This is a genomic window from Pseudomonas sp. GB2N2, from assembly GCF_054897705.1.
Genome location: NZ_CM142701.1, coordinates 1,260,802 through 1,273,640, shown reverse-complemented (window position 1 = coordinate 1,273,640; position 12,839 = coordinate 1,260,802). Strand labels below are relative to the sequence as shown.

General features: G+C 59.0%; 11 protein-coding genes and 1 pseudogene. 6 read left to right on the top strand and 6 right to left on the bottom strand.

Going from position 1 to position 12,839, the window contains the following annotated elements; genetic code table 11:
• Nucleotide 1: 1 nt before the first annotated feature.
• The 4 genes from ACYZT4_RS05890 (at nucleotide 2) to ACYZT4_RS05875 (ending at nucleotide 4,418) form a co-directional block, all read left to right on the top strand.
• The gene (locus ACYZT4_RS05890) at nucleotides 2–1,474 is read left to right on the top strand and encodes a mannitol dehydrogenase family protein (protein ID WP_461986025.1); all 1,473 of its coding nucleotides are present in this window, start codon (nucleotides 2–4) and stop codon (nucleotides 1,472–1,474) included.
• 51 nt (nucleotides 1,475–1,525) lie between these two features.
• On the top strand, nucleotides 1,526–3,022 hold the full coding sequence (gene xylB / locus ACYZT4_RS05885; RefSeq protein ID WP_461986023.1) for a xylulokinase: 1,497 nt from the start codon (nucleotides 1,526–1,528) through the stop codon (nucleotides 3,020–3,022).
• A 13-nt stretch (nucleotides 3,023–3,035) separates the two neighbouring features.
• Nucleotides 3,036–3,980, top strand: a complete 945-nt coding sequence (locus tag ACYZT4_RS05880; RefSeq protein ID WP_461986022.1) for a carbohydrate kinase family protein — start codon at nucleotides 3,036–3,038, stop codon at nucleotides 3,978–3,980.
• 171 nt (nucleotides 3,981–4,151) lie between these two features.
• Nucleotides 4,152–4,418 carry a DUF2790 domain-containing protein gene (locus ACYZT4_RS05875; protein ID WP_461986020.1) on the top strand — a complete coding sequence of 89 codons (267 nt, stop codon included), beginning with the start codon at nucleotides 4,152–4,154 and terminating at the stop codon, nucleotides 4,416–4,418.
• A gap of 70 nt (nucleotides 4,419–4,488) precedes the next feature.
• Here ACYZT4_RS05875 and ACYZT4_RS05870 read toward each other — a convergent pair whose 3' ends face one another.
• The 4 genes and pseudogenes from ACYZT4_RS05870 to ACYZT4_RS05855 form a co-directional block, all read right to left on the bottom strand.
• Entirely contained in the window at nucleotides 4,489–4,758 is a 270-nt protein-coding gene (locus tag ACYZT4_RS05870) for a DUF1652 domain-containing protein (RefSeq protein ID WP_461986018.1), read from the bottom strand.
• A 329-nt stretch (nucleotides 4,759–5,087) separates the two neighbouring features.
• Nucleotides 5,088–6,083 (bottom strand): annotated as a pseudogene (gene ilvA, locus ACYZT4_RS05865) (threonine ammonia-lyase, biosynthetic); the annotation flags it as partial.
• Nucleotides 6,084–6,447: 364 nt separating this feature from the next.
• Nucleotides 6,448–7,371, bottom strand: coding sequence for a magnesium transporter CorA family protein (locus ACYZT4_RS05860; RefSeq protein ID WP_461986016.1), 924 nt, complete (start codon nucleotides 7,369–7,371; stop codon nucleotides 6,448–6,450).
• 7 nt (nucleotides 7,372–7,378) lie between these two features.
• Nucleotides 7,379–8,860, bottom strand: a complete 1,482-nt coding sequence (locus ACYZT4_RS05855; protein ID WP_461986014.1) for a RimK family protein — start codon at nucleotides 8,858–8,860, stop codon at nucleotides 7,379–7,381.
• 185 nt (nucleotides 8,861–9,045) lie between these two features.
• Here ACYZT4_RS05855 and ACYZT4_RS05850 point away from each other — a divergent pair, with 185 nt between their 5' ends.
• On the top strand, nucleotides 9,046–10,149 hold the full coding sequence (locus ACYZT4_RS05850; RefSeq protein ID WP_461986012.1) for a peptidase C39 family protein: 1,104 nt from the start codon (nucleotides 9,046–9,048) through the stop codon (nucleotides 10,147–10,149).
• Nucleotides 10,150–10,173: 24 nt separating this feature from the next.
• Here the strand turns inward: ACYZT4_RS05850 and ACYZT4_RS05845 are convergent, their stop codons facing one another.
• Nucleotides 10,174–11,325 carry a PQQ-dependent sugar dehydrogenase gene (locus tag ACYZT4_RS05845; protein ID WP_461986010.1) on the bottom strand — a complete coding sequence of 384 codons (1,152 nt, stop codon included), beginning with the start codon at nucleotides 11,323–11,325 and terminating at the stop codon, nucleotides 10,174–10,176.
• A gap of 51 nt (nucleotides 11,326–11,376) precedes the next feature.
• A complete protein-coding gene (locus ACYZT4_RS05840; protein ID WP_461986008.1) occupies nucleotides 11,377–11,727 on the bottom strand; it encodes a hypothetical protein in 351 nt (116 codons plus the stop codon).
• Between the two features lie 190 nt (nucleotides 11,728–11,917).
• Between ACYZT4_RS05840 and ku the strand changes: the two genes are divergently transcribed.
• Nucleotides 11,918–12,787, top strand: coding sequence for a non-homologous end joining protein Ku (gene ku, locus ACYZT4_RS05835; protein WP_461986006.1), 870 nt, complete (start codon nucleotides 11,918–11,920; stop codon nucleotides 12,785–12,787).
• The last annotated feature ends 52 nt before the right edge of the window (nucleotides 12,788–12,839 follow it).

Sequence of the window (12,839 nt, the reverse complement as noted above, 5' to 3'; positions counted from 1 at the left end):
GATGAAACTCAATAACCAGAACCTGCACCGCCTCGCGTCCGAAGTGGTCCTGCCCGCCTACGCCCTGAGCGAGACCCGCCAAGGCATCGCGCACATTGGCGTCGGCGGCTTCCACCGCGCCCACCAGGCGTATTACACCGACGCCTTGATGAACACCGGCGAAGGCCTCGAGTGGGCAATTTGTGGCGTCGGCCTGCGCGCCGAAGACCGCCGTGCCCGCGACGACCTGAAGGAACAAGACTACCTGTTCACCTTGTTCGAACTCGGCGATACCGATGAGATTGAAGTCCGGGTTATCGGCGCGATCCGCGACATGCTGCTGGCCGAGGACGGCGCACCAACGCTGATCGACAAACTGGCGAACCCCGAGATCCGCATCGTCTCGCTGACCATCACCGAGGGCGGTTACTGCATCGACGACAGCAACGGCGAATTCATGGCCCACCTGCCGCAGATCCAGCACGACCTCGCGCATCCTGATTCGCCAAAAACCGTGTTCGGTTTCCTCTGCGCTGCATTGGGCAAGCGCCGCGCCGCCGGCACCCCAGCGTTCACTCTGATGTCCTGCGATAACCTGCCGCATAACGGCGCCGTAACGCGCAAAGCGCTGCTCGCCTTCGCCGCGTTACGCGACGTAGACCTGCACGACTGGATCGCCGAAAACGTCAGTTTTCCGAACGCCATGGTCGATCGCATCACACCGATGACCAGCACTGCGCATCGCCTGCAACTGGCTGACAAACATGCCGTCGACGATGCCTGGCCGGTGGTCTGCGAACCGTTCGTGCAGTGGGTGCTGGAGGACAAGTTCGTCAACGGTCGCCCGGCGTGGGAGAAGGTCGGCGTGCAGTTCACCGACGACGTCACGCCTTATGAAGAGATGAAAATCAAGCTGCTCAACGGCAGTCACCTGGCGCTGACCTACCTGGGGTTTCTGAAGGGCTACCGCTTCGTTCACGACACCATGAACGACCCGCTGTTTGTGCGTTACATGCGCACCTACATGGACCTCGACGTCACGCCGCAACTGTCCGCCGTGCCGGGGATCGACCTGAGCGATTACAAGAACACACTGGTCGAACGTTTCTCCAATCAGGCGATTGCCGATCAGCTGGAACGGGTGTGTTCCGACGGTTCATCGAAGTTTCCAAAGTTCACTGTGCCGACGATCAACCGTTTGATCGCCGATGGCCAGGAAACCAAACGCGCGGCGCTGGTGGTGGCGGCGTGGGCGTTGTATCTGAAAGGCGTGGACGAGAATGGCGACACCTACTCGATTCCCGATCCGCGCGCGGCGTTTTGCCAGGCGCTGGTCGCCGATGACGCGCTGATTACCCAGAGGTTGTTGGCGGTGGAAGAGATTTTTGGTACAGCGATTCCACGCTCGCCGGAATTTGTCGCGGCGTTCGAGTGGTGCTGTAACAGCTTGCGCGAGGTGGGTGTGACGCGGACGTTGGAGCGCGTGTTGGCCTGAATTCGGAGTTGAATCTGCACCGATATCGATCTGACGCTTTAAGGATTTACCATGGCAAACCCACAACTCTTCCTCGGCATCGATTGCGGTACCCAAGGCACCAAAGCCATCATCCTCGATGCCGCCAGCGGTCAGGTCCTCGGCCAGGGCGCCGCCGCGCACACGCTGATCAGCGCCGCCAACGGCCGCCGCGAGCAAGACACCTGTCAGTGGCTAGAAGCGTTCGTGACCGCCGCCCGCCGGGCACTAATCGCCGCCAACGTTAATGGCCAGGACATCCTCGGCGTCGGCGTTTCCGGCCAGCAACACGGCCTGGTTCTGCTCGACGAGCAGAACCGCGTACTGCGCCCCGCCAAGCTCTGGTGCGACACTGAATCCACCCCGGAAAACGACCGGCTGCTCGCCCATCTGGGCGGCGAAACAGGTTCGCTCGAGCGCCTCGGCGTGGTCATCGCGCCGGGCTACACCGTGTCCAAACTGCTCTGGACCAAAGAACAGCACCCCGAGATTTTTTCGCGGATCGCGCGCATCCTGCTGCCCCACGACTACCTCAACTTCTGGCTCACCGGCCGCAGTTGCAGCGAGTACGGCGACGCCTCGGGCACCGGTTATTTCAACGTGCGCACGCGCCAGTGGGACTTGCAACTGCTGCGCGACATCGACCCCAGCGGACGCCTGCAAGCGGCACTGCCGGAGCTGATCGACGCCCATCAAGCGGTCGGCACGATCCTGCCAGGCATCGCCGAACAGCTGGGCGTCAATCCGCAAGCGCTGGTCTCCAGCGGTGGTGGCGACAACATGATGGGCGCCCTTGGCACCGGTAATATCCAGCCCGGCGCGATCACCATGAGCCTCGGTTCCTCGGGCACGGTTTACGCCTATTCCGATCAACCCAACGTCAGCCCGGACGCCTCGGTCGCCACGTTCTGTTCCTCCAGCGGCGGCTGGATGCCGCTGGTCTGCACCATGAACCTGACCAACGCCACCGGGGCCATTCGCGATCTGTTCGCGCTGGACATCGCGCAGTTCAATGACCTCGTCGCGCAAGCCCCGATCGGCGCCGAAGGTGTGAGCATGTTGCCGTTTCTCAACGGCGAGCGCGTCCCCGCCCTGCCCCATGCCACCGGCAGCCTGCTCGGCTTGAGCATGACCAACCTGACGCAAGCCAATCTGTGCCGCGCCGTGGTCGAAGGCACCACCTTCGGTTTGCGCTACGGGCTGGACCTGTTGCGCCAGAATGGCTTACAAAGCCTGCGCATCTGCCTGATCGGCGGCGGCTCGAAAAGTCCGGTGTGGCGGCAGATCGTCGCCGACATCATGAACACCCCGGTGATCTGCACCGAGCAGGGTGAAGCCGCCGCCCTTGGCGCGGCGATTCAGGCCGCGTGGTGCAAGTCCTGGGCAAACGGGCAGGAAGACAGCCTGGCGGACCTGTGCGAGCGTTGCGTGAAACTCGACCTGGCCAGCGAAACCCTGCCGATCGCAGAGAATGTGGCGGCCTGTCAGCAGGCCTATGAACGCTATCGACAGCATGTCGCAACCCTTTAAAGAGCGAACAACTATGTATCTGGTGTGTGGCGAAGCGCTGTTCGATTTCTTCAGTGAAGACGACGCTAGCGGCCTGGCGTCAAAAGTGAATTTCAAGGCGATTGCCGGCGGGTCGCCGTTCAACGTCGCCGTCGGTTTGCGCCGCCTGGGCGTGGACGCGGCATTGTTTGCCGGACTGTCGACCGACTACCTCGGCCGGCGTTTGCAGCAGGTCCTGCAGCACGAGGGCGTTAGCCAGGATTACCTGGTGGATTTCGCCGCACCGACCACACTGGCGATGGTCGCGGTCGGCGCCAACGGTTCGCCGCATTACAGCTTTCGTGGCGAAGGCTGCGCGGATCGGCAGTTGAAACCGGAGCATGTGCCGGAATTGGGCGCTGAAGTGCGCGGCTTGCACATCGGCTCGTTTTCGCTGGTGGTGCAGCCGATTGCCGACACGTTGCTCGCGTTGGTGCAGCGCGAAAGCGGCAAGCGTCTGATCAGCCTTGATCCGAACGTGCGGCTCAATCCTGAACCGAACATCGAGCTATGGCGTTCGCGGGTGGCCGAGTTGGTGACCCACGCTGATTTGATAAAGGTCAGCGATGAGGATTTGGGCTTGTTGTACCCCGAGCAGGACCCGCAGCGGGTGATTGAAGGCTGGTTGCGGCATCGCTGTCAGTTGGTGTTTTTGACCCGGGGTGGCGAGGGTGCGACAGTGTTCAGCCGCATTCATGGTTCGTGGTCAGTGCCGGCGTGTTCGGTGAAGATTGCCGACACCGTGGGGGCTGGCGATACGTTTCAAGCGGCGTTGATCACCTGGCTGACCGAGCAGCAGCTGGATTCGGTGCAAGGTGTGCAATCACTTGCGCGCGAGCAGATCGACGGCATGTTGAAGTTTGCAGTGCAGGCCGCAGCGTTGACGTGCAGCAAGAGCGGGCCGGATTTGCCGTATCGGCATCAGCTGGGTTTGCGCTGAGGCTGACGTAGCCTTCCGCGACAGGCGGCATTCAGCCGGATTAACCATCGCTTAACTTTGCGGTCCAAGACTTTACTGGACCGCACGCCCTCAGATTCCTCTGACGCCCAGTGCGGCAGGTTCGACGACGCTTTCGTCGAGCTCACTGACTGTCCGCATTGGAGATCGCTCATGAAAACCCGCACCTTGCTGGTGACCGCCGCCCTCGCCTTCAGCGCTATTGCCGGGCTCGCCCAGGCCAATGATACCGATTCATCGAAAGCCGTGCCGTATCAGTACGGAATGCCGCTGCATGTGGGCAAGGTGGTCGCATTGACCGAGCCTTCGACCATGGACTGCAAAGTCATTACCGCAGCCATGAAATATATCGATACGTCCGGCCAACCCTCAGAGATCACGTACCGCAAGTTGTCGGACGCGTGCAGTTATCAGAATTAATTGAGTGAAACGGGTGCCGGGTCTGAAATTTTTTCAGACCCGGACAACGTTGCTGGAGGCGGGAGTCGGGTTACAGCGCTTTCCTGTCCATATGCAGAAGCTGGAAGCTGGCTCGTTGATCCATGTCTGAGCGCAATCCGGCGATCAGGTCATTGATTTCACGACAGCCATTGAGCTTTTTCGCATCGATACCGGTCACCAACAGATCAAGGTGGTCGGTTCGTCCGTCTGCATATACCTTTACAGTCATCGACAGGTCTGGCGACAGCGCGCATTCACAACGTTTCGGCAAAAAACTGCTTTCAATAATATTGCGGAGTTCCAAGGCAGATAAAAACATGGCGACCCTCTCCTTACTGTGAGATTGCCAATCAACGATCAACGCTGACTCAAATGAGATCCATGGTCAGCTCAAGAAACTAGAGCATAAAACATGCCTTGAATTTCGCCGTGCAGTTCATCGGCGAATCAAGGGTTTAGTGTTTCTTCAAGTAAATGGCCTCATGCAATATGCAAGAAAGGTGCTTTCAAGCCCTGCAATTTGCCCGTTTCTGTAAAAGTGTGAAGCGAACTCGCCAAATCAGTATCCGCCGACACCGACGGTATAGAACTACCGCCGGGCCGAATGTGGCGCCGGCTATCGACCTTCATTTACGCCGGGTTACCGCTCAACGCGGCGCGTTCGGCGACATGCCGCAGACTATCGAAGTTGATGTTGGCTCCGGAGTCGATGGCCACAAAGGTTTGACCACGAACGCCGTTTTGTTTTACGTATTTCTTGATTCCCGCTACGGCCAATGCGCCGGAAGGTTCGGTGATCGAGCGGGTATCGTCGTAAATATTCTTGATTGCCGCACAGAGTTCATCGTTGCTGACGGTGATCACTTCATCGACGCAAAACCGGCAAACTTCAAAACCATAGGCGCCGATCTGGGCGACGGCGACGCCATCGGCGAACGTGCCGACGTTGGGCAGGACTACACGCTCATCGGCATGTAAGGCGGCGCCCAGACAGGCGGAATGTTCTGACTCGACGCCGATGATGCGAACTTCAGGCCGCAGGTATTTGACGTACGCCGCGATGCCCGCGATCAGCCCGCCACCGCCCACCGGGACAAAGATCGCGTCGAGCGAGCCTTGATGCTGGCGCAGGATTTCCATGGCAACGGTGCCCTGCCCCGCGATCACGTCAGGATCATCGAAAGGCGAAACGAAGGTACGACCGGTTTGGCCCGCCAGGTCCAGGGCATGCGCCAAGGCAAACGGAAAGCTTTCCCCGTGCAGCAACCCCTCGGCACCCCGGCTGCGCACCCCCATCACCTTCAATTCTGGCGTGGTGGCGGGCATGACGATGGTCGCGGCAATCCCCAACTCCCGCGCCGCCAACGCCACGCCTTGCGCATGATTGCCGGCCGAAGCGGTGATCACGCCGCGGGCCTTTTGCTCATCGCTCAATTGCACGAGCTTGTTGTAGGCCCCGCGGATCTTGAAGGAAAAGGTCGGTTGCAGATCTTCGCGCTTGAGCAAAATCTGATTGCCCAAGGCTTCGGACAAGGCCGGCGCGGCTTGCAACGGCGTACGCACCGCCAGCTCGTAGACCGGCGCGGCGAGGATCTTCTTTACGTAGTGCTCAAGCAGGGCCTGCTGGGTGGGCGTGCTGTTCATGGGGTCTCCTGACGTTGATCAGAGCCCAGGAGACAGAAAGTAAAAACCCGCCTCTAGGGCGGGTTGGGTGCTGCAGTCGTGAGCTAGCCCGCCAGAAAAGGAACGGCGGTAATAATGCTTGGCTGGCAGCGCAATACGGTGGAAGTCATGGCTGGAAATTAGCCGGGCTCCGTGGGCAAGTCAATGGGCAATCAATCAGGACGCAGTTGTATCTGGTGGTTCGGGGTTTGCAGGATTGGAAGTTGCGCGCTTGAGATAGCTATCGCGAGCAGGCTCACTCCTACATTTGACCGAGTTTTCCTGAACAACTCGGTCAAATGTAGGAGTGAGCCTGCTCGCGAAGGCGGCGTGCCATCCAACCCATCTATCTGGCCAACCGCCGCAGCCCCACCACCATCACCCCCGCCCCTGCCATCATCGCGCTCAAAAACAACGGATACGACACCCACCAGGGCGTGCCCGCCGTCATCATGCTGAACTCGGACATGCCGCCAATGCTCGCAATCAGGTTTAGCGGCAGAAACACCACGTTGATCAACGTCAGCTTGCGCAGCAGGTTGTTCATGCTGTTGTTCATCAGGTTGCCCCGGGCGTCGATCAGCCCGGAGAACACCGTGGAATAGATTTCCGCCTGTTTGTAGCACTGGTTGTTTTCAATGATCAGGTCGTCAATCAGACCAATGGCCTCGGCGCTGAAATGCTGCTTTTCCGCGTGGTTGCGCAGGCGGGTCAGGACTGCGCCGTTGCTGTGGATGGCGTTGATGTAATAGATCAGGCTTTCGCTAAGGTTGAACATCTGGATCAGGTGCTGGTTCTGCATCGACGCGTTGAATTTCTGCTGCAACTCCCGCGCGACCAGCTTGATCACCTTGAGGTGGCCGAGGTAGTGATGGATGTTGTTGAACAGCAGGTCGAGCAGTACATCCAGCGGCGTGTTCAACTTCTGCCGTGTGCCGAGCCCGTGCAGCGGCGAATCATCGGTGGCGATCACCAGCAACCGCTGGGCACAGAACAGCAAACCGCAGGATGACACTTCAAAGGCCAGGCTGCCGGCGCCGGAATAGTTTTCCGGACGTTTCCAGATCAGGAACAGGTTGTCGGGATGGAACTCGATGCGCGACACCTCGTCCGGGTCGAGCGCCGAGGCCAGCGCATGTTCATCGAGCTTGAAATGGCTGTGCAGCAGTTCCCTTTCGGCCGCGTCGGGGTTGCTGAACAGCATCACCTCGGCGTCCAGCCGCTCGACCGCGTGCAACGCGCCGTGGGTCAGTTGAAAGCTTTTGATCATCGGCCGTTCACCAGGCCTGGCCGCGGCGCTTGAGTTCCAGGCGGCGCACAAACTCTTCTAGCACCAGCGAGTACAAATCGTCCTGCAAATAGGCGTCTTCGATGCCCGCGTCCATGTTCGGGTTGTCGTTGACTTCGATCACCACGACTTTGTCGCCGGACTGCTTGAGGTCGACGCCGTACAGCCCGTCGCCGATCAGATTGGCGGTTTTCACTGCCAGTTCGACCACGGCACGCGGGGCTTCGTGAACCGCCAGAGTGCGGCATTCACCGTTGACGTCCTGTCCCATGGCTTTGTGGTTGTAGATCTGCCAGTGGCCCTTGGACATGAAGTATTGGCAGGCAAAGATCGGTTTGCGGTTGAGCACGCCGATCCGCCAGTCGTATTCGGTGTAGAAGAATTCCTGCGCCAGCAACAGCACTGAGTGTTCGAACAATTCAGCGGTCGCTTCGAGCAAGGCTTGCTGGCTTTCGACTTTGATCACACCACGGGAAAAGCAACCGTCGGGGATTTTCAGTACCAGTGGAAAACCCAGGCGCTCGCCCACCCGTTCAAAGTCTTCCGGTCGCTCCTTATAGAGTATTTCGGTGGCGGGCATCCCGAGTTGATGGCTTTTCAGCAGGTCCGTCAGGTAAACCTTGTTGGTGCAGCGCAGGATTGATGCCGGGTCGTCCATCACCACCAGCCCTTCGCTCTCGGCTTTCTTGGCAAAACGGTAAGTGTGGTTGTCGACACTGGTGGTCTCGCGGATCAGCAGGCCGTCGTATTCGGCGAGGCGCGCATAGTCCTTGCGCTCGATCAACTCCACGTCTATGCCCAATGTCTTGCCGACACGTACGAAATTGTCCAGCGCCTTGGGGTTGGACGGTGGCAGGGCTTCCTGTGGATCGTGCAGGATTGCCAGGTCGTAACGGGCCAGGCGCCGCGAACGGGGTAGGCGCCAGATCTTTCGACTGAAACTGTCCAGAGCGTTGGCGAATTGATCTTCCTGATCTTCGCGCAACTTATGCAGCGCACCTGATTTAACGCCTTCAATGTGCCAGCCATTAGTTCGACGAAACTCAACTAACAGTATTGGACACGGGAATACTTCAAATAGCTGTCGCGCCAGATCCTGCAAGGGTTCGATATTAGTCTTGCCAAAGTAGAGTGTCAGGGTGAAACCTTCGGTATCGCTGTAAAGATGATTACTCAGGGCTTTCTCCAGCGGTTTCTCCAGATCGTCAAGCGCCAGGCCATACAGGGATTTTTTGGTTAACTCGCTGATGGTTCGCACCGATGGAATGACCTTGTGCCCCCGAGCCTCTGCTAGCAGCGAACAATAATAGCCGTGCCCCAGGTACTTGTAGCTACGGCACAGGTTGATCACCTGGACGCGTTTACCCTGCTCGTTGTCACGGGTCTGCTCAAGGTATTCCTGAGCCGTGACGACGTCTTCGCTGGGGAAGTAGGACGCCCAGTCTTCCTTGCGCTCGACGATGATAATCATCTGGCTGGAAGTTCTAATCGTGTCATTTAAATAAGTTGCCGCCGGCAAAGTTTGCTCGGATACTTCGCGCCAATGACCCTGTACCGCTGACATAGTGATCGATCCGTTGGAGAACAAGACCTTTCCTATTAAGCACGAACTTTTTCGAAAGTCTCGTTTCGTTACGCAACTTTTACGGCGGTCATATGCATCCTTTATTCCGCTTGGCGGTAGTTGAAGATTTACCCGCGTTGCTGGCACTCGAACAGCAGTGTTTCACCACGGACCGGCTCACCAGTCGCAGCTTTCAATGGATGATCAATAGAGCCCATGGACAGTTGCTGGTGGCAGAACGCGATGGACAATTGTCGGGCTACGCCGTGGTGCTTTTTCACCGCGGCACCTCTCTGGCGCGGCTGTACTCGATTGCCATTGCCGAACCGGCACGCGGCAGTGGGCTGGGCAAGCAATTGCTCGAACGCATGGAGGCCTGCGCCCTTGAACACGACTGCGCGTACTTGAGACTGGAAGTGCGCATCGATAACCCTGCAGCGATTGCCCTGTATGAGCGCAATGGCTATCGACGTTTCGCCCTGATCCACGATTACTACGAGGACCACGCTGATGCGCTGCGTCTTGAAAAACGCATAGTGCAGCACCGTGATTCCCGCAACTTCAAAGTCCCTTGGTATGCGCAGACAACGGAGTTCACCTGCGGCCCGGCGTGCCTGTTGATGGCCATGGGCGCCTTGCACCCGGACCGTATGCTGGAGCGCCGCGAAGAATTGCAGATCTGGCGCGAGGCGACCACCGTGTTCATGACCTCCGGCCATGGCGGCTGCAGCCCTCAGGGCCTGGCGCTGGCGGCAGCACGACGCGGGTTTCGCGTACGCCTGCAAGTGAGTAGAACCGGGCCGTTGTTTCTCGATGGCGTGCGCGATGAGCATAAAAAAGACGTCATGCGCCTGGTGCACGATGACTTCGCCGCACAGCTGAAGGCCACTGACGTGGAGCAAGTGATCGGCGGATCGCTGGACCTTCCACGATTACTGGCCGAGGGCGGGCAGCCGCTGGTGTTAATCAGCAGTTATCGGCTGACCCGTTCCAAATCGCCGCATTGGGTGATCGTCACTGATTGCGATGAAGAATTTGTGTACCTGCACGATCCGGATGTCGATCACAGTCAGCATCGTCAGCCGATGGATTGCCAGCATTTGCCGGTCAGCCACGGGGAGTTCGAGAAGATGTGCAGCTTCGGGCGCGGCAAGTTGCGGGCGGCGGTGATTCTCTACCGCCGGGTCGTGGCTTGATCAACCTTTTTAGCCGTGATTGGATTATTTGAGGCCGACTTTGTACAGCACGCCGTCATCCTCATCGGTCAGCACATACAAATACCCATCCGGTCCCTGCCGCACATCGCGAATGCGTTTGTTGAGTTCGCCCATCAGGCGCTCTTCGTGAACCACCCGGTCGCCGTCGAACTGCAGGCGAATCAGCTCCTGACTCACCAGCGCGCCGATAAACACGTTGTGCTGCCAGGGCTTGAAGCGATCCGCGTCGTAGAACGCCATGCCGCTCAAGCCGGGAGATTTTTCCCAGACGTGATGCGGCGCGACAGTGCCTTCGGCAATCTTGCCGTTGGATTCCGGAATCGGCTGGCCCGAGTAATTGATCCCATGGGTCGCCAGCGGCCAGCCGTAATTCTTGCCGCGTTCGATGATGTTGATTTCGTCCCCGCCTTTGGGTCCGTGTTCGTTTTCCCAAAGCACGCCGGTCCAAGGATTAAGCGCCGCGCCTTGCGGATTGCGCTGGCCATAGGACCAGATTTCCGGGCGCACGCCGGACTGACCGACAAAGGGGTTGTCGTCGGGCACCCTGCCATCGGGGTAGATTCGCACGACTTTGCCTTGCAACTTGTCCAGGTCCTGGGCAGTGGACCGGTCGTTATTCTCGCCGAGGGTGATGAACAGGTAACCGTCTCGGTCAAAGACCAGCCGCGAACCGAAGTGATTACCGACCGACAGCTTGGGCTCCTGACGGAAGATCACCTTGAAGTTGTTGATCGCCGTCAGGTCTGTCGACAGCTGGCCGCGACCGACTGCCGTACCCGCCCTTTCTCCTTCGCCACCGCCTTCGGCATACGACAGATACACCGTGCGATCCTGCTCGAAGTCCGGCGACAGCACCACATCGAGCAAACCGCCCTGGCCCTTGGCCCAGACTGTCGGCACGCCAGTGATCGGCGCCGAGAGCTTGCCATCGACGGCTACCATGCGCAGGTTGCCGGAGCGCTCAGTCACCAGCATGCCTTGCCGATCGGGCAGAAAGGCCAGGGCCCAGGGATGATCCAGCCCCTCGACAATGGGCGTGACCTCAAGAATGCCCTGCTCGCTTCTCAGCTCCTGAACCGGCGCCGCAAAAACTCCGGAGGAAGTGGTGATCAGCGCGCTCGCACACAAGGTGACCAGGAGGGTTTTACGCAACATGCACGATTCCTTTTGTCGTTTGACTGGCGGACAGAACGGGTGTAATGCCGCTCAACGGTTGTTGGTATCCGCATCGCGACGGGGCGGATTGGGGATGAATTTCGGTGGGCTGGCGGGTGCCGTCCGGTCCTGAGGATAGCGATTGCCGATGCCGCCGTTATCCAGTGTCGGCGGACGTGGAACGGGCACGGTGTTCGGCCCGCGAATGGCCGGCGCGCTGGGCTGCGTGCCTTGCATGCTGTTGGGGTTGGCCCGGCGAATCGGGCTGTTGTATGGGTTGCTGGTGCTGCCCGTCGGACTCTGGGCCAGCAGCAACGGAGTGGATGGCAAGTCGGCGTGAGCCAGGTTGCTCAGCACGCCACTCAAAGCCAACGCCGTGACGCCCAGCACAAATCGGTTCATTGGCAGCCTCTCTAGATAACGTGATACAGCCTTCGATAGCACGCTACGCCCAGGGTTCGGATTTGTTAACCAAAACCTCCCCGGCAACATGTAACACGAAGTTGAACCCCCGCCCGGACTGGGCTGCACATCGCTGAAACTTTTGCTTCAGGGCACAGGTCACCTATTCATCACTCGCGAGGAGACGACCATGGCACGGGCAATCTGGAAAGGCGCAATCAGTTTCGGGCTGGTGCATATACCTGTGGCGCTGGTCTCGGCGACGTCTTCCCAAGGCGTGGATTTCGACTGGCTGGACAGTCGGAGCATGGACCCGGTGGGCTACAAACGCGTCAACAAAGTCACCGGTAAAGAGGTGACCAAGGAAAACATCGTCAAAGGTGTGCAGTACGAAAAGGGTCGCTATGTGGTACTCAGCGAGGAGGAAATCAAATCGGCGCACCCGCTGTCGACGCAGACCATCGACATTTTCTCCTTTGTCGACAGCGATCAAATCCCTCTGCAAAACATCGACACGCCCTACTACCTGGCGCCGGACAAACGCGGCGGCAAAGTGTATGCACTGCTGCGCGAAACGCTGAGCAAAACCAACAAGGTCGCCCTCGCCCACGTGGTTTTGCATACCCGCCAGCATCTGGCGGCGCTGATGCCGCTGGATTCGGCGATGGTCTTGGTGATGCTGCGCTGGCCGGCCGAAGTGCGGAGTCTGGAGACGCTGGAATTAGGCGCCGAGGTGACCAAACCGGAATTGGCCAAGGGCGAACTGGACATGGCCAAGCGTCTGGTGCAGGACATGAGCGGCGACTGGAACCCCGATGATTATCGCGACAGTTTTGAAGACAAGATCATGGCGTTGGTCGAGAAGAAGGCCAATGAAGGCAAGATTGAGGATGTCGAGTCGGCGACGGGTGAGGAAGAGCGCAAGACAGCGGATGTGATCGATTTGACCGAGCTGCTGAAGCGCAGTCTGGGGGGTAAAGCGGGTGGGAAGTCGCCGGCTAAACCGAAGGCAGCGGAGAAACCGGCCGCAAAAAAAGCGACCAAACGGTCGAGTGGTTGATGAAGTTTTTCGGTGAATTCGGAGCCCCCATCGCGAGCAGCCTCACTCCTAC